Origin of the sequence: Salmonella sp. SAL04214, from assembly GCF_046550615.1 — a bacterium.
Taxonomy (GTDB): Bacteria; Pseudomonadota; Gammaproteobacteria; order Enterobacterales; family Enterobacteriaceae; genus Salmonella; species Salmonella enterica.
The window spans coordinates 136,277-159,832 of record NZ_JBGDXT010000004.1; the positions used below are offsets into that span (position 1 = coordinate 136,277).

At 53.5% G+C, this 23,556-nt stretch carries 20 protein-coding genes, 1 tRNA gene, 1 other RNA gene and 1 pseudogene; 7 read left to right on the forward strand and 16 right to left on the reverse strand.

Going from position 1 to position 23,556, the window contains the following annotated elements; translation table 11 throughout:
- Window positions 1–117: 117 nt before the first annotated feature.
- The 3 genes from hcr to ACLJQD_RS08880 all read right to left on the reverse strand — a co-directional run bounded on the left by hcr (window position 118) and on the right by ACLJQD_RS08880 (window position 3,793).
- The gene (gene hcr, locus ACLJQD_RS08870; protein WP_000178698.1) at window positions 118–1,086 is read right to left on the reverse strand and encodes an NADH oxidoreductase; all 969 of its coding nucleotides are present in this window, start codon (window positions 1,084–1,086) and stop codon (window positions 118–120) included.
- A gap of 11 nt (window positions 1,087–1,097) precedes the next feature.
- Window positions 1,098–2,750, reverse strand: a complete 1,653-nt coding sequence (gene hcp / locus ACLJQD_RS08875) for a hydroxylamine reductase (protein ID WP_000458784.1) — start codon at window positions 2,748–2,750, stop codon at window positions 1,098–1,100.
- Between the two features lie 143 nt (window positions 2,751–2,893).
- Window positions 2,894–3,793, reverse strand: a complete 900-nt coding sequence (locus ACLJQD_RS08880) for a lysine exporter LysO family protein (protein WP_000491118.1) — start codon at window positions 3,791–3,793, stop codon at window positions 2,894–2,896.
- A gap of 201 nt (window positions 3,794–3,994) precedes the next feature.
- Between ACLJQD_RS08880 and ACLJQD_RS08885 the strand changes: the two genes are divergently transcribed.
- Window positions 3,995–5,653, forward strand: a complete 1,659-nt coding sequence (locus ACLJQD_RS08885; RefSeq protein ID WP_000599765.1) for an ATP-dependent endonuclease — start codon at window positions 3,995–3,997, stop codon at window positions 5,651–5,653.
- On the opposite strand, the gene ACLJQD_RS08890 is transcribed toward ACLJQD_RS08885, so the two are convergent.
- Window positions 5,650–6,600, reverse strand: a complete 951-nt coding sequence (locus ACLJQD_RS08890) for a VirK/YbjX family protein (RefSeq protein ID WP_001519667.1) — start codon at window positions 6,598–6,600, stop codon at window positions 5,650–5,652. The genes ACLJQD_RS08885 and ACLJQD_RS08890 overlap by 4 nt on opposite strands.
- A 145-nt stretch (window positions 6,601–6,745) precedes the next feature.
- Between ACLJQD_RS08890 and macA the strand changes: the two genes are divergently transcribed.
- Complete coding sequence (gene macA / locus ACLJQD_RS08895; protein WP_001201750.1) at window positions 6,746–7,864, forward strand: macrolide transporter subunit MacA; 1,119 nt, start codon at window positions 6,746–6,748, stop codon at window positions 7,862–7,864.
- Complete coding sequence (gene macB / locus ACLJQD_RS08900) at window positions 7,861–9,807, forward strand: macrolide ABC transporter ATP-binding protein/permease MacB (protein WP_000125894.1); 1,947 nt, start codon at window positions 7,861–7,863, stop codon at window positions 9,805–9,807. Before macA ends, macB begins: the two co-directional genes overlap by 4 nt.
- A 129-nt stretch (window positions 9,808–9,936) precedes the next feature.
- On the opposite strand, the gene cspD is transcribed toward macB, so the two are convergent.
- Window positions 9,937–10,158 (reverse strand): cold shock-like protein CspD, encoded by a 222-nt coding sequence (gene cspD, locus ACLJQD_RS08905; protein ID WP_000447499.1) that lies wholly within the window; start codon window positions 10,156–10,158, stop codon window positions 9,937–9,939.
- A gap of 150 nt (window positions 10,159–10,308) precedes the next feature.
- On the opposite strand from cspD, the gene ACLJQD_RS08910 reads away from it, so the two are divergent.
- From ACLJQD_RS08910 to clpA, 3 genes are all read left to right on the forward strand, one after another.
- Entirely contained in the window at window positions 10,309–10,386 is a 78-nt protein-coding gene (locus ACLJQD_RS08910) for a hypothetical protein (protein ID WP_212742690.1), read from the forward strand.
- Between the two features lie 95 nt (window positions 10,387–10,481).
- Window positions 10,482–10,802 (forward strand): ATP-dependent Clp protease adapter ClpS, encoded by a 321-nt coding sequence (clpS, locus tag ACLJQD_RS08915; RefSeq protein WP_017440908.1) that lies wholly within the window; start codon window positions 10,482–10,484, stop codon window positions 10,800–10,802.
- A 30-nt stretch (window positions 10,803–10,832) separates the two neighbouring features.
- Entirely contained in the window at window positions 10,833–13,109 is a 2,277-nt protein-coding gene (clpA, locus tag ACLJQD_RS08920) for an ATP-dependent Clp protease ATP-binding subunit ClpA (RefSeq protein WP_000934064.1), read from the forward strand.
- Between the two features lie 213 nt (window positions 13,110–13,322).
- On the opposite strand, the gene ACLJQD_RS08925 is transcribed toward clpA, so the two are convergent.
- The 6 genes and pseudogenes from ACLJQD_RS08925 to ACLJQD_RS08950 all read right to left on the reverse strand — a co-directional run bounded on the left by ACLJQD_RS08925 (window position 13,323) and on the right by ACLJQD_RS08950 (window position 16,466).
- Window positions 13,323–13,520, reverse strand: coding sequence for a hypothetical protein (locus tag ACLJQD_RS08925; protein WP_001117984.1), 198 nt, complete (start codon window positions 13,518–13,520; stop codon window positions 13,323–13,325).
- A gap of 161 nt (window positions 13,521–13,681) precedes the next feature.
- Window positions 13,682–14,035 (reverse strand): annotated as a pseudogene (locus ACLJQD_RS08930) (tyrosine-type recombinase/integrase); the annotation flags it as partial.
- A 452-nt stretch (window positions 14,036–14,487) separates the two neighbouring features.
- Window positions 14,488–14,624, reverse strand: a non-coding RNA gene (locus tag ACLJQD_RS08935) — RtT sRNA.
- Between the two features lie 48 nt (window positions 14,625–14,672).
- Window positions 14,673–14,760, reverse strand: a tRNA-Ser gene (locus tag ACLJQD_RS08940).
- Window positions 14,761–14,908: 148 nt separating this feature from the next.
- Complete coding sequence (locus ACLJQD_RS08945) at window positions 14,909–15,586, reverse strand: hydrolase (RefSeq protein WP_000097893.1); 678 nt, start codon at window positions 15,584–15,586, stop codon at window positions 14,909–14,911.
- 19 nt (window positions 15,587–15,605) lie between these two features.
- A complete protein-coding gene (locus ACLJQD_RS08950; RefSeq protein ID WP_000809969.1) occupies window positions 15,606–16,466 on the reverse strand; it encodes a pirin family protein in 861 nt (286 codons plus the stop codon).
- A gap of 108 nt (window positions 16,467–16,574) precedes the next feature.
- Here ACLJQD_RS08950 and ACLJQD_RS08955 point away from each other — a divergent pair, with 108 nt between their 5' ends.
- Window positions 16,575–17,486: a LysR family transcriptional regulator gene (locus ACLJQD_RS08955; protein WP_000597928.1), complete on the forward strand. Its 912-nt coding sequence runs from the start codon at window positions 16,575–16,577 to the stop codon at window positions 17,484–17,486.
- Between the two features lie 90 nt (window positions 17,487–17,576).
- Here ACLJQD_RS08955 and infA read toward each other — a convergent pair whose 3' ends face one another.
- The 5 genes from infA to trxB form a co-directional block, all read right to left on the reverse strand.
- Window positions 17,577–17,795 carry a translation initiation factor IF-1 gene (infA, locus tag ACLJQD_RS08960; protein ID WP_001040187.1) on the reverse strand — a complete coding sequence of 73 codons (219 nt, stop codon included), beginning with the start codon at window positions 17,793–17,795 and terminating at the stop codon, window positions 17,577–17,579.
- A gap of 311 nt (window positions 17,796–18,106) precedes the next feature.
- Complete coding sequence (aat, locus tag ACLJQD_RS08965) at window positions 18,107–18,811, reverse strand: leucyl/phenylalanyl-tRNA--protein transferase (protein WP_001241650.1); 705 nt, start codon at window positions 18,809–18,811, stop codon at window positions 18,107–18,109.
- 44 nt (window positions 18,812–18,855) lie between these two features.
- The gene (gene cydC / locus ACLJQD_RS08970) at window positions 18,856–20,577 is read right to left on the reverse strand and encodes a heme ABC transporter ATP-binding protein/permease CydC (protein ID WP_001202257.1); all 1,722 of its coding nucleotides are present in this window, start codon (window positions 20,575–20,577) and stop codon (window positions 18,856–18,858) included.
- Complete coding sequence (gene cydD, locus ACLJQD_RS08975; RefSeq protein WP_001044541.1) at window positions 20,578–22,344, reverse strand: heme ABC transporter permease/ATP-binding protein CydD; 1,767 nt, start codon at window positions 22,342–22,344, stop codon at window positions 20,578–20,580.
- Window positions 22,345–22,457: 113 nt separating this feature from the next.
- Entirely contained in the window at window positions 22,458–23,426 is a 969-nt protein-coding gene (gene trxB / locus ACLJQD_RS08980) for a thioredoxin-disulfide reductase (protein WP_000537406.1), read from the reverse strand.
- Between the last annotated feature and the right edge of the window lie 130 nt (window positions 23,427–23,556).

Consider the following 23,556-nt stretch of genomic DNA (forward strand, 5'->3'; position numbering starts at 1 on the left):
AGTTGAAGATGACGATGACGTTTTTCTTTGGCGAAGAGAGGGGCGAAAGGATGAAGCGAGTGGTAAATCGCCCGGTGGCGCTAACGCTTACCGGGCCTACGATGGAACGTTTACCGATTATGCGAGAACAAGATCGCCCTGCGGATGGCAGGAGCAGGCCAGTACGTAACCTTCGGCAATCTCCGCCTCGCTCAGCGTCATGGTGCTGCTCACCGTATAGTCGCCGGAAACGACTTTGGTTTTACAGCAGCCGCAAACACCTGCCCGACAGGCAGCGGCAACCGGTACTTTGTTACTCTCCAGCGCCTCCAACAGCGTCGTACCGATCGGAGCATAGAATTCCTGCGCTGGCTGTAGCTTGGTGAATTTCAGGCCGCTGGTTGCCGTTTCCGCCACCGGCGTGAAGAACTTCTCTTTAAAGAAGCGCGTTACGCCAAGCGCTTTCACTCCCTGTTCGACGAAATCCATATAGGGCGCCGGGCCGCAGGTCATGATGGTGCGCGATGCCAAATCCGGTACGCGCTGTAACAATTCCGTGGTCAGACGGCCCGCGACAAAACCTTCCGTGGCATGATTTTCCGCCACTAGCGTGACCGGATACTGTCGCCACTCGTCGGCAAAAATCACATCATCCGGCGAACGGACGTTAAAGATGACCTGCACATCGGCCTGCGGGCGGTATTTTGCCAGCCAGCGACGCATCGACATGATTGGCGTTACGCCACAACCGGCGGCGAGCAGCAGAAACTTATCTTCTGTTTTATCGTCACAGGTAAAATCGCCCATTGCATCAGACAGCCAGATGTAATCGCCGCGCTTGATGTCATGGGTCAACCACTGTGAACCCGTGCCATCTTCAATCCGACGAACGGTCAGCGTGATATATTCACTGACGCCCGGCGTAGACGAAAGGGTGTAGGCGCGCAGCGTTTCCGCTGAATTACGCACGCTCACCAGCGCATACTGCCCGGCGCGGTAAGGGTAGTAATCATGGCATAATAGCGCAATTGTCCATACATCCGGTGTCTCCTGACGGATGTGATGCACCTGCATTCGCCAGGGACACTGTGAGGTTGGCATCGTCATCATTGACCTCCTTACGCGCTCAGCAATTGCTTCATGTCTTCTTCAACAGTGGTCACGGAGCGCAGACCGAACTTCTCGTTGAGGATAGCCAGCAAATCCGGCGTGAAGAAGCCCGGCGCGGTCGGCCCGGTGATAATATTTTTCACGCCTAATGACAGCAGCGTCAGCAGAATCACGATCGCTTTCTGCTCAAACCAGGAGAGCACCAGCGATAGCGGCAGATCGTTGACGCCGCAGCCCAGTTTTTCCGCCAGCGTCACCGCCAGGATAATCGCGGAGTAAGCATCGTTACACTGACCGGCATCGACCAGACGCGGCAGCCCTTCGATGTCGCCGAACTCCAGTTTGTTGAAACGGTATTTACCGCACGCCAGGGTCAGGATCAGGCAGTCATCCGGTACGCTGGTGGCGAAATCGGTAAAGTAGTTACGCTCGCCGCGCGCGCCGTCACAGCCGCCGACCAGGAAGATGTGGCGCAGTTTTTCACGGCTGACCAGATCGATGAGCGTATCGGCAGCGCCGAGCAGGGTCTGACGGCCAAAACCGACGGTGATGAGATGCGGAATTTCGCTATACGGGAAGCCCGCCATCTGCTGCGCCTGGGCAATGACCGGCCCGAAGTCATCACCTTCAAGATGGCTAACGCCCGGCCAGCCGACGATGCTACGGGTCCAGATACGGTCGTCATAGCTGCCCACGGTCGGGTCGATAATGCAGTTAGAAGTCATCACGATTGGGCCCGGGAAGCGGGCGAACTCGACCTGCTGATTCTGCCAGCCGCTGCCGTAGTTACCGACCAGATGCTTGAATTTACGCAGTTCCGGATAGCCATGTGCGGGCAGCATTTCACCGTGAGTGTAGACGTTAACGCCGGTGCCTTCGGTCTGCTCCAGCAGGTTGTAGAGATCTTTCAGATCATGACCGGAGATCAGAATGCACTTGCCTTCAGTCGCTTTGACGTTGACCTGAGTCGGCGTTGGGTGACCGTATTTGGTGGTTTCACCGGCATCCAGAATGCTCATCACTTTGAAGTTCATCTGGCCGATTTCCATTGCGCACTCCAGCAGCGCGTTCATGTCAGCAGGCCAGGTGCCCAGCCAGGCCATGATTTTGTGGTACTGCGCGTAAATGTCGTTGTCGTATTGACCGAGAACGTGCGCGTGCTCCATATACGCCGCCGCGCCTTTCAGACCGTACAGGCACAGCAGACGCAGGCCGAGGATGTTCTCGCCAATGGCGGCTTTGTCTTTATTCGGGGTAAATTCCGCCGCCTGACGTTGCAGTTCGCCCAGATCGTCGCTAACCAGTTGCAGATCGGCCATCGGATTGTCGCAATGCGCATTGGCATCTACGCTCAGGCACTGCGCTTTCAACGCTTCACGCAAGGCAATCGCTTCACGGGCGTAGCCGACGATACGCGGAGAGTCGAAGTTAACATTGGTCAGCGTGGAGAAAAACGCGCGCGGCGCAAAGTTATCAACGTCGTGATTAATGATGCCATATTCACGGGCCTTCACCGCCCAGGCAGACAAACCTTGCAAAGCCGCAATCAGCAGATCCTGCAGATCGGACGTTTCAGCTGTTTTACCGCACATTCCCTGCGCGTAGGAGCAGCCGTTTCCGGCTGGTGTACGGATGGTTTGTTCACATTGCACACAAAACATGGTCACACCTTTTAAAGTTATATTTAATATACATGTTTAAGGTTATGCCTGTGAACAAAGGGATAAAAGGGATTTCTGCCATAATGTGCAAGGAGATTGATTTAGCGCAATTTTGGCGGCAGATGCCTACCGCCAAAGAGGTATCAGGCCGAGAAGAACGCCATTAAGAGGGGGACCAGCAGGCTGAGGATAAAGCCATGTACGATAGCCGCCGGAACAATCTCTACGCCGCCGGAGCGCTGTAATACCGGCAACGTAAAGTCCATTGAGGTCGCTCCGCACAGGCCCAACGCCGTTGAACGGCTGCGGCGAACCAGGCCGGGAATAAGCATAATGGCTAAGAGTTCGCGGGCCAGATCGTTAAAAAATGCCGCGCTGCCGATAACCGGTCCAAACGACTCCGTCAGCAAAATACCGGAAAGAGAGTACCAGCCGAAACCTGACGCCATCGCCAGGGCGGTTTTTAGCGGTAAGTCCAGGATAAACGCATTAATCACGCCGCCCAGTAATGAGCTTGCCACGACAACGACCGCGACCATCATTCCCCGGCGGTTAAGCACAATTTGCTTTAAGGTCATGCCGCTATTTCGTAGCTGAATCCCCACCAGGAACAATAAAAAGATCAGCGTATATTCACTGGCTTCGGTGGCGTGCTGTAAAACAGAGAGTCCGCTCAGGCCGATAACAAACCCCAATACCACTACGCCGCACAGTTGCAGCGACTCCAGCGCCATGGCAATACGCGAAGGCAGTTTTTCCTGCTGATGATGGTGACGCCACGGGAGGATACGTTCCAGCCACAGTAAGGCAGCGATATTACACAATAAAATAATCGTAATACTGACGGCGGAATAATGAAAAATCGCCACCAGATTACTGGCGAGGTTATCCAAAAACGCCAAGCTTATTCCCATAAAAAAGAGAATAAGATACACGATCCAGCTCAGTAGCCGGTTAATGAGTTGTAATGCGGCTTTATGTCGCAGTGGAATGAGATAGCCCACAATCAGTGGAACCAGAATGATTAAAAGTCCTGAAAACATGAACAGCCGGGCCCTTTTTTATTGTTTGAATAGCGTACATGACACTACCGAATTCCAGACTATCAGTAAAGCGACACCGTCAGCCGTACATTTATCAGACATTTGCCCCAGGCAAAGGGGGGGAATATCACGCCAGGCGGACGCATTTGCCGTTATACTGCGGTGAATTTTATGGAGTGATGACGTTTTTCTGGAGGAAGCATGATTCTCGAACGCGTTGAAATAGTAGGATTTCGCGGTATCAACCGACTGTCGTTGATGCTGGAGCAAAACAACGTGCTGATTGGGGAAAACGCCTGGGGAAAATCCAGCCTGCTGGATGCGCTGACTCTGTTATTGTCGCCGGAACTCGATCTCTACCATTTTGTCCGTGAGGATTTCTGGTTTCCGCCTGGCGACATAAAAGGACGCGAGCATCACCTGCATATTATTCTGACTTTTCGCGAAACGCAGCCAGGGCGGCATCGGGTACGTCGTTATCGAGCGCTGGAAGCATGCTGGTCGCCTTGCGAGGATGATTTTCACCGTATTTTTTATCGGCTAGAGGGCGAATGCGGCGCCGATGGCAGCGTGATGACGCTGCGCAGTTTTCTCAATAGCGATGGGCAGCCATTACTGGTGGAAAATATTAACGATCAGGTGCGCCACCTGGTTCGTCTGATGCCAGTGCTACGTTTGCGCGATGCGCGCTTTATGCGACGTATTCGCAACGGTACGGTGCCCAATGTGCCGGATGTTGAAGTCACGGCCCGACAGCTGGATTTTCTGGCGCGTGAGCTGGCGACCCGGCCGCAAAATTTAACCGACGGGCAGATTCGTCAGGGACTGTCCGCGATGGTGCAACTGCTTGAACACTATTTCTCAGAGCAGGGCGCAGGACAGGCGCGTCACCGACTCATGCGCCGGCGTTCGCAAAATGAGCAGCGTAGCTGGCGCTATCTGGATATTATTAATCGGATGATCGACAAACCGGGCAGCCGGTCGCATCGGGTGATCCTGCTGGGGCTTTTCTCCACGCTGTTACAGGCGAAAGGGACGCTGCGGTTACATAAAGACGCACGACCATTACTGCTGGTGGAAGATCCGGAAACCCGTTTACATCCCATTATGCTTTCAGTTGCCTGGCAATTGCTCAATCTGTTACCGCTACAGCGGATAGCGACAACCAACTCAGGCGAATTGCTCTCGCTAACGCCGGTGGAGCATGTCGTACGGTTGGTGCGCGAATCTTCCCGCGTCGCCGCCTGGCGTCTGGGCCCGGGCGGGTTAAGCGCGGAAGATGGACGGCGCATCGCCTTTCATATCCGCTTTAATCGCGCGTCGTCGCTGTTTGCGCGTTGCTGGCTACTGGTGGAAGGCGAGACGGAAACCTGGGTTATTAATGAGCTGGCGCGTCAGTGTGGACATCATTTTGATGCGGAGGGCATTAAAGTCATTGAGTTTGCTCAGTCTGGCCTGAAACCGCTGGTGAAGTTCGCCCGCCGTATGGGAATCGAGTGGCATGTCCTGGTGGATGGCGACGAAGCGGGGAAAAAATATGCCGCGACGGTCCGCAGTCTGCTTAATAACGATCGGGAAGAAGAACGCGAACATCTCACGGCGCTGCCTGCGCTGGATATGGAACATTTTATGTATCGTCAGGGCTTTGCCGATGTTTTTCACCGGGTTGCGCAGCTTCCGCCTAATGTGCCGATGAATACCCGGAAAATTATCACTAAAGCTATCCACCGCTCGTCAAAGCCGGATTTGGCGATTGAAGTCGCGATGGAAGCCGGGCGGCGGGGAATTGACGCCGTGCCGCCGCTGTTCAGAAAGATGTTCTCGCGTGTGGTTTGGCTGGCGCGGGGCCGGGCGGATTAACGTTTGAATGTGGCCGGAACCTGTTCGACGACGCTATCGAGTAACGCATAGCGGCGGCGATACTCGGCCCGTTTTTTACTGGCGATCTCCGCTTCGCTTTTTCGGGCGATCGCCAGCGGTAGCGTATAGTAATTCCCTTTAATTCTTTCACCGCCTAACGATTCCCAAAACGCGTCATAGTCGGCATGCATTTGCGTCTTTTTATCCATGTATCGCCAGCTACGGTAAACGTGCGCATCGTTACTCACAGCTATAATCTTTTCTGCCTGAAAGACTTGCGCAAACTGACAGAGAGCCTCCATCACGATGCGTTTGGGAAAAAGACCATGGCAGGCTTTGGTCGCCTGCTGGATAATTTCGTGAGGGACGTCGTTTGCCGCGCCCTGTAATCCGCCGATAAATAGTGTGCGTTGTTGGTTAAAGCGACACAGAGTAAATGTGATCTCTGCCAGAATACGTAACTGTGCGTCGCGAACAACAATAGTGCTTTCACCTTCTTTATCCAGTGAGACCAGACTGACTAAATCAAGTTGAAACAACTCGCCGGTTTTAGTTTCAAATTTAGCAAGATTCAGGCCATACTGACTTAAATAGCTAACTTGTTGTTCCCGCGATAAAAGTTGGCGCATCTGTTGATAATGAAAACACAGAGCGTCTAAGGCGAAATCGCGTTTAATATTTACAGCCATATAAGGACGATGTAGCCGAATAGGCAAACGCGGCTGACGAGCAAGTAACGTATTTAACTCCGGCCATTGGGTGAGATTGGTCAGTAATTGGCTGGTCGCACGCGGCATGACTAATGAGCGGATTAAAAACTTGCGACGAAAGCTGGCTTTACGCCAGAATTTTCCTGGCTGTAATTGCCCGCGCGTCAGACGAATAAATAATTGTAAAGGAGAGATGTAATCTGAAGTGTACCAGGTATTATCTGTAAGCTGTGTCATGATCGTAATCCGCGACATAAGATTGTCGAGATTGAACCACAGGAAACATTAACCAATCGTCAATACAGCCGACGCTATCTTTATTGCGTCAGGTTTGTTTAGATACGGTTTACTTTCTGGTTGAAATTTTGCCGTCAGGGTTTCTATGCGTGCTAAGGGAAAGAAATTTAAAAAGCGTTATCTGGTCATTATTTTAATTCTTTTAGTGGGGGGGATGGCTGGCTGGCGAATGATAAATGCCCCGCTGCCAACTTATCAGACATTAATCGTGCGGCCAGGCGATCTTGAACAGAGTGTACTGGCGACTGGAAAACTGGACGCGTTGCGTAAAGTGGATGTCGGCGCGCAGGTGAGCGGCCAGTTGAAAACGCTGCTGGTCTCCATTGGCGATAACGTTAAAAAAGATCAGCTACTCGGCGTGATTGACCCAGATCAGGCGGAGAACCAGATAAAAGAGGTCGAGGCCACCCTGATGGAGCTGAACGCGGAGCGTCAACAGGCAGCCGCTGAGTTAAAGCTGGCGCGGGTTACGCTGGCGCGCCAGCAGCAGTTAGCTAAGACTCAGGCGGTATCGCAACAGGATCTGGATACCGCGGCGACGGAGATGGCGGTTAAACAGGCGCGTATTGGCACCATAGATGCCCAGATCAAACGTAATCGGGCCTCGTTGGACACCGCGAAAACCAACCTGGAATATACCCGTATTGTTGCCCCCATGGCGGGGGAAGTGACGCAAATCACTACCCTGCAAGGACAAACGGTGATTGCAGCTCAGCAGGCGCCCAATATTCTGACGCTGGCGGATATGAGCACCATGCTGGTAAAAGCGCAGGTCTCGGAAGCGGACGTGATCCATCTTCGGGCGGGGCAGAAAGCATGGTTCACCATTGCAGGCGATCCGCAAACGCGCTATGAAGGCGTTTTAAAAGATATTCTGCCGACGCCGGAAAAGATCAACGACGCTATTTTTTATTACGCCCGGTTTGAAGTGCCGAATCCCAAAAGAATCTTGCGTCTTGATATGACCGCACAGGTTTATATTCAACTCATGGATGTCAAAAATGTGCTGATTATTCCTCTCGCCGCGCTTGGCGAACCGGTGGGCGGCAATCGTTATAAAGTGGCGCTGTTGCGTAACGGCGAAAAACGTGAGCGCGAAGTGATCATTGGCGAGCGTAACGATACAGACGTGGAAGTGGTTAAAGGTCTGGAAGCGGGCGATGAGGTGATCATCGGCGAGAGCAGGCCAGGAGCGACGCCATGACGGCATTGCTTGAACTGCGCAATGTGAGTCGCAGCTACCCCTCCGGAGAAGAGCAGGTGGCGGTGTTGAAAGATATCTCCCTGCAAATCCACGCCGGGGAGATGGTGGCGATCGTCGGCGTTTCCGGTTCTGGAAAATCAACGCTGATGAATATCCTCGGGTGCCTGGATAAACCGACCAGCGGCACTTATCGGGTGGCGGGGCGGGACGTCTCGACGCTGGACCCGGACGCGCTGGCGCAGCTGCGGCGTGAGCATTTTGGCTTTATCTTTCAGCGCTACCATCTGTTGTCGCATTTAACGGCAGCGCAAAATGTTGAAATCCCCGCCGTCTACGCCGGTATTGAACGCAAAAAACGCCAGGCGCGCGCCAGAGAGTTGCTTTTGCGGCTGGGATTAAGCGATCGCGTCGATTACCCACCTTCACAGCTTTCTGGCGGACAGCAGCAGCGTGTCAGTATTGCCCGCGCGCTGATGAACGGCGGACAGGTGATTCTGGCGGATGAGCCGACCGGCGCGCTGGATAGTCATTCCGGCGAAGAGGTGATGGCGATTTTGCGCCAACTGCGCGATCGCGGACATACGGTGATCATTGTGACGCACGATCCGCTGATTGCCGCCCAGGCGGAGCGGATTATTGAAATTCACGATGGCAAGATTGTCCATAATCCGCCCGCGCAGGAAAAGAAACGCGAACAGGGAGTTGACGCTGCCGTAGTTAATACGGCTCCCGGCTGGCGGCAATTCGCCAGCAGCTTTCGCGAAGCGCTGTCAATGGCGTGGTTAGCGATGGCCGCTAACAAAATGCGTACTTTACTGACCATGCTGGGAATTATTATCGGTATTGCGTCGGTGGTGTCGATTGTGGTGGTCGGCGACGCCGCAAAACAGATGGTACTGGCGGATATCCGCGCTATGGGCACTAATACGATTGATATTCATCCAGGCAAAGATTTCGGCGACGACAACCCGCAGTATCGACAGGCGCTGAAATATGACGATCTGGTCGCTATTCAGAAACAGCCGTGGGTTAACTCTGCGACGCCCAGCGTTTCAAAGAGCTTACGTCTTCGCTATGGCAATATTGATATTGCCGTAAATGCTAATGGCGTCAGTGGCGATTATTTTAACGTTTACGGCATGTCCTTTAGGGAGGGGAACACCTTCAATGCTGTACAGCAACAGGATCGCGCGCAGGTGGTGGTGCTGGATGCCAACACGCGACGCCAGCTATTTCCAAATAAAGCGAATGTCGTAGGGGAAGTGGTGCTGGTGGGTAATATGCCGGTTATTGTTATTGGCGTGGCGGAAGAGAAACCGTCCATGTACGGCAATAGCAATCTGTTGCAAGTTTGGTTGCCCTATAGCACGATGTCAGATCGCATAATGGGTCAGTCATGGCTTAACTCGATCACCGTTCGTGTGAAAGATGGCGTTGATAGCGATCAGGCTGAACAGCAGCTTACTCGCCTGCTCACCTTACGCCACGGTAAAAAAGACTTCTTCACCTGGAATATGGACAGCGTCCTGAAAACGGCTGAAAAAACCACCTATACTCTTCAGTTATTTCTGACGCTGGTGGCTGTCATTTCGCTGGTTGTCGGCGGCATCGGCGTTATGAATATTATGCTGGTTTCCGTCACCGAGCGAACGCGTGAAATCGGCATCCGTATGGCGGTAGGCGCGCGCGCCAGCGATGTGCTACAGCAGTTTCTTATTGAAGCGGTGCTGGTTTGCCTGGTTGGTGGAGCGCTGGGGATTAGCTTGTCGATGTTCATCGCATTTATGCTACAGCTTTTCCTGCCCGGCTGGGAGATCGGTTTTTCACTGACTGCGCTGGCGAGCGCGTTTTTATGTTCGACATTTACTGGGATACTGTTTGGCTGGCTACCGGCGAGAAACGCGGCGCGACTGGACCCGGTGGATGCGCTGGCAAGGGAGTAATCTTGCTGACGTCATTTGTCGGCCTGATAAGATGCAACGGTGTTGCTATCAGGAACTGGCGTTAAATAAAAATGCCAGCCGATCGGGCTGGCATTTTGCCTCCTGGATGTACACAATGAGACAGAGGAGCTATGCAACGGCCTCTGCTTCGATGGGCACGATGACGCTGGCGTGATTGCCTTTTGGCCCCTGGTGGACATCAAACCGGACAGACTGTCCGGCTTTAAGCGTTCTGTAACCATCCATTTGAATGGTGGAATAATGGGCGAAAATATCCTCGCCGCCGCCTTCAGGGCAGATGAAACCAAACCCTTTGGCATTGTTGAACCACTTTACAGTACCCGTTTCCATGCTTCGACATCCTTCGTAAATCTTATATAAGTAAGATGGAATGAACCGGTGACGGAGTGGGGGCTGTTCAAAACCTCACCAACTCTCGACATTACAATTTAGAGAAATCAGGCGAGGCGTCAAGCATCAGGCAGGGGGGATCGGGTAAAAATGAATCAAAAATTTGAAGCAGTTAACGCTATTGCCGGGAATGTGACAGATGTCGCGGATGGTACTGATAGATGTTAGTTATCTATCAATTGAGGTAGATTGATTGTGTGCATAGACTCTGGTCAGCGGCAGATTTTCCTGCCGACAACCGTAACCGATAATGACGACTGACAATGGGTAAGACGAACGATTGGCTGGATTTTGACCAGTTGGTGGAAGATAGCGTGCGCGAGGCGCTAAAACCGCCATCTATGTATAAAGTGATATTAGTCAATGATGACTACACTCCGATGGAGTTTGTTATTGACGTGTTACAAAAATTCTTTTCTTATGATGTAGAACGTGCAACGCAATTGATGCTTGCGGTTCACTATCAAGGCAAAGCCATCTGCGGCGTGTTCACCGCCGAGGTGGCGGAAACCAAAGTGGCGATGGTGAACAAGTATGCAAGGGAGAACGAGCATCCGTTGCTGTGTACGCTGGAAAAAGCCTGAATGCAGGTATAAAAATTGGGGGAGGTGCCTATGCTCAATCAAGAACTGGAACTCAGTTTAAACATGGCTTTCGCCAGAGCGCGCGAGCACCGTCATGAGTTTATGACCGTCGAGCATCTGTTGCTGGCGCTGCTCAGCAACCCATCGGCTCGCGAAGCGCTGGAAGCATGCTCCGTGGATCTGGTGGCGCTCCGTCAGGAACTCGAAGCCTTCATTGAACAAACCACACCCGTACTGCCTGCCAGTGAAGAAGAGCGCGATACGCAGCCGACGTTAAGTTTCCAGCGTGTCCTGCAACGTGCCGTCTTCCACGTTCAGTCTTCCGGGCGTAGTGAAGTGACTGGCGCGAATGTGCTGGTGGCTATCTTTAGCGAACAGGAATCACAGGCGGCTTATCTGCTGCGCAAGCATGAAGTGAGCCGTCTGGATATCGTGAACTTTATTTCTCACGGGACGCGAAAAGACGAACCGAGCCAATCTTCCGATCTCGGCAATCAGCCAACTGGCGACGAACAAGCTGGCGGGGAGGAACGTATGGAAAACTTCACGACGAATCTTAACCAACTTGCTCGCGTGGGCGGCATCGATCCGCTGATTGGTCGTGAAAAAGAACTGGAGCGCGCGATCCAGGTCTTGTGTCGTCGCCGTAAAAATAACCCGTTGCTGGTAGGGGAATCCGGCGTCGGCAAAACGGCGATTGCCGAAGGGCTGGCCTGGCGTATCGTGCAGGGCGATGTGCCGGAAGTGATGGCCGATTGCACCATTTACTCGCTGGATATCGGTTCGCTGCTGGCGGGCACCAAATACCGCGGCGATTTTGAAAAACGGTTTAAGGCGTTGCTGAAACAGCTTGAGCAGGATACCAACAGCATCCTGTTTATCGATGAAATCCATACCATTATCGGCGCTGGCGCGGCGTCGGGCGGACAGGTGGATGCGGCAAATCTGATTAAACCGCTGCTTTCCAGCGGTAAGATCCGGGTGATCGGCTCAACGACTTATCAGGAATTCAGCAATATTTTTGAGAAAGACCGTGCATTAGCACGCCGTTTCCAGAAAATTGATATTACCGAGCCTTCGGTAGAAGAGACGGTGCAAATTATCAACGGCTTGAAACCTAAGTACGAAGCGCACCACGACGTGCGTTATACCGCGAAAGCGGTGCGTGCGGCGGTCGAGCTGGCGGTAAAATATATCAATGACCGCCATCTGCCGGATAAAGCCATTGACGTGATTGACGAAGCGGGCGCTCGGGCGCGTCTGATGCCGGTGAGCAAACGTAAGAAAACGGTCAACGTGGCGGATATTGAGTCCGTAGTGGCGCGAATTGCGCGAATTCCTGAAAAGAGCGTCTCGCAGAGCGATCGCGATACGCTGAAGAACCTGGGCGATCGTCTGAAAATGCTGGTCTTCGGCCAGGATAACGCGATTGAGGCGCTGACCGAAGCTATTAAGATGAGTCGTGCGGGGTTGGGCCATGAGCATAAACCTGTCGGCTCATTCTTGTTCGCCGGGCCAACTGGCGTAGGGAAAACTGAAGTTACGGTACAGCTTTCAAAAGCGCTGGGTATTGAGCTGTTGCGCTTCGATATGTCCGAATATATGGAGCGTCATACGGTGAGCCGTTTGATCGGCGCGCCTCCGGGATACGTCGGTTTCGACCAGGGCGGGCTGCTGACGGATGCGGTGATTAAGCATCCTCATGCGGTGCTGTTGCTGGATGAGATCGAAAAAGCGCACCCGGATGTCTTTAACCTGCTGCTGCAGGTGATGGATAACGGTACGCTGACCGATAACAACGGCCGTAAGGCGGATTTCCGCAACGTGGTGCTGGTGATGACCACCAACGCCGGCGTGCGAGAAACCGAACGTAAATCTATTGGTCTTATTCATCAGGACAACAGTACCGATGCGATGGGCGAGATCAAGAAAGTGTTTACGCCGGAGTTCCGTAACCGTCTCGACAACATTATTTGGTTCGATCATCTGTCTGGCGAGGTGATTCATCAGGTTGTCGATAAGTTTATCGTCGAGTTGCAGGCTCAGTTGGATCAGAAAGGCGTCTCTCTGGAAGTCAGTCAGGAAGCTCGCGACTGGCTGGCGGAAAAGGGCTATGACCGGGCGATGGGCGCACGACCAATGGCGCGTGTGATTCAGGACAACCTGAAAAAACCGCTGGCCAATGAGTTGCTGTTTGGATCGCTGGTTGATGGCGGACAGGTCACCGTCGCGCTGGATAAAGAGAAAAATGCGTTGACGTATGGCTTCCAGAGTGCGCAAAAGCACAAGCCGGAAGCCGCGCATTAATCTTCGTTTCACTGCCGTACAAACCGGGCCTTAGCGCCCGGTTTTTTTATGCTGGCTAATAGTTAGCCTGATGGCGTTGTGCTCGCGGTAGGCGGACAAGGCGCTTGTAAATTGCGTCATCATCCGGTAATCGACGGGGGGTTTAATGCGAAAAAAAGCCCGCCCCGCTGTGTGAAAAGGGATGCTGAAGCCGCTGTTACCAATGCCAAAAAACTAATCCTCTTCTCTGAAAAGAGTAGTCTTACACTTAGCACAAAGAATTCTTCTGTGATTATCCCATACCTGTATCAAACCAACATCGCTGAATTTCTCGTGACCACAACTGTAGCAGGATATTTTACTCATATTGTGTTTTTTAATATATTCATCTTTGGTTGGAAGTTGCTTCCAGTAGCCTATCAGTCCGGGCATAACCTCTCCTTGAGTGGTTTATGTAATTTGCAAACCATGATAATAATTGTATAAGAAATAGTTCATTATGAAATTATTGCTTATCACATTTTCGAAAGCGAATGCTATTAGCATCACACTTTCTACATTGTTATCAACGATAATGCTTTCGTACAGGTAGCTTAGCTGTTGGCAGTGCTATACCCCGTCCAATCATCCATCAACGCCACCCGTTTAGGCCATAACGTCCCACGCTGATACGCTGCTTCAGCCTTATCTGCCAACTGGTGCGCCAACGCATGTTCAATAACCTCACGTTGATAGTCCGTTGTTTCACCAGCCCACTCATGGAAAGTAGAACGGAAGCCATGCTGCGTTAAGTTGGTATATTCCATTCGTTTCAATGCAGCCAATAACGACATATCAGAAAGTGTTTCAGCGCGAGGGGCAGGGAATACATGATTGTTATTTTTCAAACGCGGTAAGCCTTCTAATAAAGCAACGGCAGAATCAGACAGAGGAACTCGGTGCTTTTTTACTACCGAGAGATACTTATGCAAACTTTTCTAAAGCGTTTCAGGTAGGGGACTGGGGCTGTTTTACACAATCTATAGTAAGTTTAGTGTAGCAACCAAAGGTCAAAAAACGAACCTTCATCAGGAAAATCACAGTAAAAACAAGAAGTTTAGATACAAAAGCCCGTACTTTCGTACGAGCTCTTTCTTGAATATGGCGGTGAGGGGGGATTGACTCGCTTTGCTCGCCCCTTCGGGCAGTCTTCTCGCAGGCTCGTCGTCTGTCCAACTGGCTGCGCCGCTACTCAGCCCATCCCTGGGCCTCGCCCCTTCGGGGCCAGAGCAAGCTCTGTTCAAAAACGCTCCCGGCGTTTTTGTGTCGAACCCCGGTCGGTGGTTCTCATCCCCCCTTAGTTTGGGGGATACATATAAGCAAAAAGCCCGTACTTCTGTACAGGCTCTCAACTTGAATATGGCGGTGAGGGGGGGATTGACTCGTTGCGCTCGCCCTTCGGGCAGCCCGTTCGCTGCGCGCCCGGTCTGTCCAACTGGCTGCGCCAGTTGTCGAACCCCGGTCGGTGGTTCTCATCCCCCCTTGGTTTGGGGGATACATATAAGCAAAAAGCCCGTACTTCTGTACAGGCTCTCAGCTTAAATATGGCGGTGAGGGGGGGATTCGAACCCCCGATACGTTGCCGTATACACACTTTCCAGGCGTGCTCCTTCAGCCACTCGGACACCTCACCATATTGTATTGCTGCCTGACCACTTGGGGGGCAACGGGGCGCTACTATAGGGAGTTGCGCTAAAACGGTCAAGCAGAATTTACATATTCACTGTCGTTTGCTCATGCAATAGACACAATCCCCGCCCAAACTGGCGCGGGGAGGCAAATTAGCGCTGTGAATCCAACATTTCGTTGTTTTTCACCACATCCTGCGCTTTGCTGTAGCTTTCGATCAGCAGTTGATAGGCCGGGAATACCTGAGTATAAACGTCGGCCCACGCGGCGGCGTCTTCACGGTTCCAGGTGCCTTGCAGCTCAGAGGCGACTGCGGCAGTATCCATCGGTACGACGCCAGCCTGTACGATACGCGCCAGGGTGATCTCCTGCGCCATCTTACTGTAGGTACCGGATGCGTCGATCACGGCAAATACCTTATAACCTTCCGCTACCGCGCTAATGGCCGGGAATGCCATGCACACGCTGGTAATCGTCCCGGCAATGATCAGCGTCTTACGACCCGTCGCTTTTACCGCCTTAACGAAATCTTCGTTATCCCAGGCGTTAATTTCACCTTTGCGCGCAATGTACTGCGCATGTGGCGCATTAGCGTGGATCTCCGGGATCAGCGGGCCGTTCGGACCTTGCGGTACGGATGCCGTGGTAATGACCGGCATTTTCGCTAACGTCGCCATCTTCGCCAACGCCGCGGCGCGAGCGCGTAATTCCGGCATTGGCATATCGCCTACGGTCTGGAAAAGACCGCTTTGATGATCGATTAAAAGCATCACGGAATCGTTAACATCAATTACCGGGCGCAAACCATTAAAATTAGCAGGACTTGACATCGTGTTCTCCTTCATGTTTTCAGATTTGGCCAAAACGGCCGGAGTTGAAATCGCGGACTGCTTCTGCGATCTCTTGTTTCGTGTTCATAACAAATGGGCCGTAACCCACAATCGGTTCATTCAGCGGCTCGCCTGATAACAGCAATACGCTGGCGTCGCTGCTGGCCTCAAGGTGCAGCGTTTTCCCTTGCTGGCTCAATACCACCAGTTGCGCTTCGTTGACCGGCGTCGTGCCGTTCACCGTGATATTGCCTTTCAGTACCACCAGCGCGGTGCTCCATCCTTCCGGCTGTGCCAATGTAAGCTGGCGATTGCGTTGCAGGCGCATATCCCAGACATTGAGCGGCGAGAAAGTGTGCGCCGGGCCTTTTGTCTCTTCATAACGCCCTGCGATGACCCGCACGACTCCGGCGTCATCCGGCAACGTAACGGTCGGGATAACATCGTGGGTAATGCTTTGATAACCCGGGGTGGTCATTTTGTCCTTCATTGGAAGGTTAACCCACAACTGCACCATTTCCAGTTCGCCGCCCCGACGGGTAAACGCGTCGGAATGGAACTCTTCATGCAAAATGCCTGCGCCTGCGGTCATCCACTGAACGTCGCCCGGGCCGATAACGCCGCCGCGACCGGTAGAGTCCCGATGCTCGACTTCGCCACTATAAACAATCGTCACGGTCTCGAAACCGCGGTGTGGATGCTCCCCAACACCGCGTTTTTCATTACCCGGCGTAAATGTGTGCGGCCCGGCATAATCCAGCAGCAGGAATGGACTCAACTGCTGCGCATGTGACTGATAAGAAAAGAGTGAACGAACCGGAAATCCATCGCCAACCCAGTGCGGGCGAGGTGCGGTATAGACGCCTGTAATCTGTTTCATGGTGTTCTCCTCAGTGGCGTTGTCTTGATGTGAATAAGCTTATATTCATGACAAAAGGTTCGGTAGTGGCTAAAATGGCTCATACCGTTCCATTAATAGGACAATGTAATGATAAAAACGGATCTCAATGATTTTGCGTGGTTTGTGCATGTGGTCGAAGAGGGTGGGTTTGCCGCGGCGGGGCGTGCGCTTGATGAACCAAAATCAAAACTGAGCCGGCGTATTGCGCAACTGGAGGAACGGCTGGGCGTGCGATTGATTCAGCGAACTACCCGGCAGTTTAACGTTACCGAAGTGGGACAAACATTCTATGAGCACTGTAAAGCGATGCTGGTGGAAGCTCAGGCGGCGCAGGATGCCATTGCCGCATTGCAGGTAGAGCCTCGCGGTATCGTGAAGCTGACCTGCCCGGTGACGCTGCTGCATGTACACATCGGCCCAATGCTGGCGAAATTTATGGCGCGTTATCCTGATGTTTCGCTACAGCTTGAAGCAACCAATCGTCGGGTGGACGTCGTAGGGGAGGGGGTGGATGTGGCGATTCGCGTCAGGCCGCGCCCGTTTGAGGATAGCGACCTGGTGATGCGCGTCCTGGCTGACAGAGGGCATCGCCTGTTTGCCAGCCCGGATCTTATCGCACGGATGGGAATCCCTTCCGCGCCGGCGGAGTTGAGCCATTGGCCAGGGCTAAGTCTCGCATCCGGCAAGCATATCCACCGCTGGGAACTTTACGGCCCGCAGGGCGCGCGTGCGGAAGTCCATTTTACCCCGCGTATGATTACCACCGACATGTTGGCGCTACGCGAGGCGGCGATGGCGGGCGTGGGGCTTGTGCAGTTACCTGTCTTAATGGTGAAAGAACAACTGGCCGCCGGTGAACTGGTCGCGGTGCTGGAAGAGTGGGAGCCCCGGCGGGAGGTTATTCATGCTGTGTTCCCATCCCGGCGAGGGCTATTACCTTCCGTACGTGCGTTGGTCGATTTTTTGACGGAAGAGTATGCGCGGATGGTGGAAGAGTAACCTACTCGTCATTCATCGACTTAATGGACGCAAAAAAGGCCGGTTAAACCGACCTTTTATCCAGCCGCCCTTCAGGGCGTGAGGAGACAATTAGCGACTACGGAAGACAATGCGGCCTTTGCTCAGGTCGTACGGGGTCAGCTCAACGGTCACTTTGTCGCCCGTCAGGATGCGGATGTAGTTCTTACGCATTTTACCGGAGATGTGTGCAGTAACCACGTGACCGTTTTCTAACTCTACGCGGAACATGGTATTAGGTAACGTTTCGAGAACGGTACCTTGCATTTCAATATTGTCTTCTTTGGCCATCTAATCCTCTGGGGTATCACTACCATAATTTGAACCGGCAAGATAATGCCGAACTTCTTTTGATAAGTAAAGATTTGTGCGTTTAAAACACAGCAAACCAGGTTTAGCACATGATTCCGCGACACACGACAACGCCGCGTTATACACCTTTTCCCTGATACTATCGCCTGATGTATCGACATAAGCGCAACATATAAGGGAACGGTGAAATAAACGATGGGCGTTACCTGACAACGGGCTGCGGGATAATGAGCTAAACCAATTCTGCGGCAGCAATTATAACACCCCAATAAAAAATGTGCCGAAAACATTCACTTCCGGGGCAAAAATAATGTCCGCGGCACCCAAAAACGGGAGGCCAGCGGCTGTTGGCGTAAGGCCGCGAGGTGATCGAGGTAGTCACGACGTGGAATTTCAATGGCACCGAGCGAGGCGGTATGACTATTAAGTACCTGACAATCAATAAGTTTACCGCCGTGGCGGGTAAATTCAGCGCAAAAAACCAGCAGTGCGGTTTTAGAGGCATTCTCCTGGCGGCTAAACATCGATTCGCCGCAAAACAGCGCCCCCTGCGAGACGCCATACATCCCGCCGACCAGTTCCCGATCGCGCCACACTTCAATGGAGTGCGCGTGGCCCAATTCATGTAATCGGCGATAGGCTTCCTCAATACCACGCGTTATCCAGGTGCCTTCGTCACGGTGATTGGCGCATCCATCAATGACCCGGTCGAAAGCGTAATTGAGCGTCACGCGGTAAGGGGATGCGTTGTGAAAGCGCTTCATGCTGCGACTAAGGTGAAACTTTTCAGGCCACAGCACGGCGCGCGGATCGGGCGACCACCACAGAATCGGGTCGCCCGGCGAAAACCACGGGAAAATCCCGTGCTGGTAGGCCATTAACAACCGGGCAGGGCTGAGATCGCCGCCCAGTGCCAGTAAACCGTTAGGCTCGCGTAAAGCGCCTTCCGGCGAAGGGAAGGCGATAGAATGTCGGGAAAGCTGAACCAGACGCATGACGGCGAAACTCCAGTACGCAAGTCGGATCGTTCAATAATAGCTTACAGACGTTGTTTAAACTGATAATAGCGCCCTTGTCCGGCTAACAATTCTGCATGAGTGCCTCGCTCAATGATGCGCCCGTCGTCCATTACGATGATTTGATCAAAACGGGCCAGGCCGCGCAAACGGTGAGTCACCATCAGGACGGTTTTCTCGCGCATCACATCGGCAAGTAATTCCAGCATTTCGCTCTCGGTGGTCGCATCCAGCCCCTCAGTGGGCTCATCCAACAGCATTAACGGAGCATCATGCAACAGCGCGCGGGCGATGGCCAGACGACGAAGTTCGCCGCCGGATAGCAGGCGACCGCCTTCGCCGAGCCAGCTATTAAGCCCACTATCTTCGAGCAGATTTTCGAGGCCGACGCGACGCAGCATGTCGGAAAGGGCTTCGTCGCTGGCATTGGGCGCCGCCAGTAATAAATTATCACGCAGTGTGGCGCTGAACAGGTGGACACGCTGCGGCACCACGCTGATAGTCCGGCGTAAGGCGGATTCGCTCAGCGAGGATAGCGGAAGATCGTTGAGCAGAATTTCGCCTTGTTGCGGGTCCCAGGCGCGGGTGAGTAGCTGCAACAGCGTTGATTTTCCGCAGCCGGTACGCCCCAGAATAGCGACATGCTCGCCAGGATTAGCCTGTAATGAGAGGGCATTGAGCGCATTAATCGGCTGGTCGGGATAACGAAACGAAACGTCCCGCAGGGTGAGTGTGACCTTTTCCGGCGCGGGAGTTTCTGCCTGCGGAAAGGTCACCTCCGGTTTTTGCTCCGTTAATTCAGTGATACGAAGCGCAGAGGCGATAACCTGCCCCAGATGCTGGAATGCGCCGGTAACGGGCGCAAGCGCCTCGAAAGCCGCCAGCGCGCAGAAGACAAACAGCGCGATGAGCGCGCCGGGCTGCGTATTGCCGCCAACGCCGCCGGAGGCCATCCACAACATTAACATCACCGCCAGCGCGCCAATCAGCAGCATTAACGCCTGCGATAAGGCGGTCAGTTCAGACTGTCGGCGTTGGGCCTCATGCCATTGTAATTCGGTGGCTTCCATTTGCGCCCGATAGCGTTTGCTGGCGCCAAAAATGGTGAGTTCCGCCTGGCCCTGTAACCATGACGTGAGCTGTTGGCGATACTGACCGCGTAGATGCGTCAGATTTTGGCCGGTATTTTTGCCGGCGCGATAAAACACCGGCGGCATAATAAACAGCGTCAACAGCATAATGCCGCCCAGCGTGATCGCCAGCGTCACGTCGAGAACGCTAAGCCCCAGGGTGACAATCATAATCACTACAAAAGCGCCGACCAGCGGGGAGATGACGCGCAAATAGAGATGGTCCAGCGTGTCGACGTCGGCAACGATGCGGTTCAGCAGTTCACCTTGCTGATAACGCGCCAGACCCGCGGGGGAGAGCGGTAGAAGTTTGCTGAAGGTATAAATACGCAGATGTTGCAGCACGCGGAACGTGGCGTCATGACTTACCAGACGTTCAAAATAACGACCGGCGGTACGGGTAATGGCCGCGCCGCGCACGCCGGCCGCCGGGAGCATATAGTTAAAACTGTAAATTCCCGCGAAGCCTGCGATAGCGGACGCGGACAGGAACCAGCCGGAAAGCGTCAGCAGCCCGATACTGGCAAGCAGGGTCAGGATTGCCAGCGCAATTCCCAGCGTTAGCATCCATTTATGGCGTTTATAAAGCGTCAGATAAGGGAGTAGCGCGCGCATTTAAATATCCTCCTGACGGTGAGCCAATAACGTCGCAAAAGCGCCGTTGGCGGCGCTGAGTTCGGCATAACTGCCTTGTTCGACAATCGCGCCATCTTGCATAACCCAGATAGCGTCCCAGTCGGCGAGATCTTCCAACTGATGCGTCACCATTAATGTGGTCTGGCGTTTTGACGCCGCTTTTAACGCCTGCATGACGCGTTGCTCGCTGTGAGCGTCCAGGCTTGCCGCCGGTTCATCCAGCAGTAGCAGTTGACAGGGATTAAGTAGCGCACGGGCGACCGCTACACGCTGTGCCTGGCCGACGGAAAGTCTGCTGGCATGATTGCCGAGCGGGGTGTCTACTCCCTGCGGCAGCAGCGGTAAAAACTCGCTTACCCATGCGGCGTCAAGCGCGGCATAAAGTTCCTGCTCGCTGGCGTCCGGGCGCGCCAGTAATACATTTTCGCGTAGCGTCGCCGCAGGTAATTGCGGGTTTTGCCCAACCCAGGAGAGATGCTGGCGCCAGGATTCCGGCGAGAGATCGCGAAGCTCGACACCGTTAATACGCAAAGATCCCTGATAGGAGAGAAAACCGGATAATACATTCAACAGAGAGCTTTTACCGGAACCGCTGCGTCCTACCAGGACGGCGCGTTCTCCTGCCGCTAATGAGAAATTCAGCGGCCCGGCAAGCGTTTTGCCTTCTGGCGAGGTGATAATAAGATTGACTGCGTCAATGGTTACAGGTTCGTTTTCCGCCAGCTCAACTTCGCCGCGCGCCGGGTGGGCGAGGGGTGTTTCCAGAAACGTCTTCAGACTATCCGCCGCGCCAACCGCCTGCGCCTTAGCATGATAAAACGTGCCGAGGTCGCGTAATGGCTGGAAAAACTCCGGCGCGAGGATCAAGGCGAGGAACCCGGCGGCGAGCGTCACACCGGTACCGTAATGACCAAAGTTCAGCTCGCCCAGGTAAGAGAAGCCAAAATAAACGGCGACCAGCGCAATAGAAAGCGAGGTGAAAAACTCCAGTACGCCGGAAGATAAAAAGGCGAGGCGCAGAACTTCCATCGTGCGCTGACGAAAATCCTGCGATGCTGCGCGAATGCTCTCGGTTTCCGCTTCTCCACGACCGAAAATTCGCAGCGTTTCCATCCCGCGCAGACGGTCAAGAAAATGGCCGCTTAGCCGGGCAAGCGCCAGGAAATTGCGGCGGTTGGCGTCAGCCGCGCCCATCCCCACCATCGCCATAAATAGGGGAATGAGCGGGGCAGTGCCCAGCAGAATCAGCGCCGCCGCCCAATTTGACGGGAAAATCGCCGCCACGATTAAGAGCGGTACGCAAACGGCAAGCGCCATTTGCGGCAGATAGCGCGCATAATAGTCATGCATATCGTCAATCTGCTCCAACACCAGCGTCGCCCAGCTACCGGCGGGCTTGCCCTGAATCCAGGCTGGGCCGGCTTGCTGCAGACGATCCAACACCTGACGGCGGATCTCAAAGCGAATATGCTGTCCGGCATGAAAACCGACGCGCTCGCGCAACCACACCACCCAGGCGCGGAGGACAAAGACCAGTATCAGCAGGATAAAAGGGAGCAACAGCGCTTCCCGTGGAATGTTCTCCATGATCATATGTTGCAGGATACGCGCCATGATCCAGGCCTGAGCGACAATTAATACGCCACTCATGAATCCCAACAGGCGGGAAATATTCAACCACCGTTGGGAGATTACGCTTTGCTGTTTTAACCAGCGGGTCAGCTCTTTTTGACGGGTTTTATTCATTGCACGCTTAGCAGGTGAGTTATTGGAATTTCAGGCAGGGCAATGTTACAACGACGCAAAAATAAAGGCGACTTATAGTCGCCTTTTTTACTTTTGTTACTGATTTGTAAAAACTATTTGCTCGCGTCGGCCAGACCATCGAGATAGCGTTCAGCATCCAGCGCCGCCATACAGCCCGTACCTGCAGAGGTGATCGCCTGACGGTAAATATGATCCATAACGTCACCCGCCGCGAATACGCCAGGGATGCTGGTTTGTGTGGCGTTGCCATGGGTGCCGGACTGAACTTTGATATAACCATTTTCCAGCTCAAGCTGGCCTTCGAAGAGCGCCGTGTTTGGGCTATGACCGATGGCTACGAAAAGTCCGGCGATGTCCAGCGTCTCGATATTATCGCTCTGCTGCGTGTCGCGAAGACGCAGACCGGTGACGCCCATCTGATCGCCGGTCACTTCTTCCAGCGTCCGGTTGGTGTGCAGAATGATATTGCCATTTTCGACTTTATCCATCAGGCGCTTAATGAGGATTTTTTCAGCGCGGAAACCGTCACGGCGATGGATAAGGTGCACTTCCGAAGCGATGTTGGACAGATAAAGCGCTTCTTCAACCGCGGTGTTGCCGCCGCCGATCACCGCCACTTTCTGATTGCGGTAGAAGAAACCGTCGCAGGTTGCGCAGGCGGAAACGCCGCGCCCTTTAAAGGCTTCTTCCGATGGCAGCCCCAGATAGCGCGCGGAAGCGCCGGTCGCAATGATCAACGCATCACAAGTGTACTCTGCGCTGTCACCTGTCAGACGGAACGGACGATTTTGCAGATCCACTTTGTTGATGTGATCAAAGATTATCTCGGTTTCAAATTTTGCCGCATGTTCATGCATGCGTTCCATCAGCAGCGGGCCGGTCAAATCGTTTGGATCGCCGGGCCAGTTTTCCACTTCCGTCGTGGTAGTCAGTTGACCGCCTTTTTCCATACCGGTAATAAGTACCGGCTGTAAATTTGCGCGCGCGGCATATACCGCCGCGGTATATCCCGCCGGTCCTGAGCCCAGAATAAGCAGCTTACTGTGTTTGGTCGTGCCCATGAGATCCCCATAGTTGTTGGCAGACAATGAGCAGAATTGTAGGGAATTTACAGACGTAAAAAAAGAGCATAACGATTTTGTTAACAATATGTGTAATAGCATGAACCGATGAACGACCGCGACAGCGACG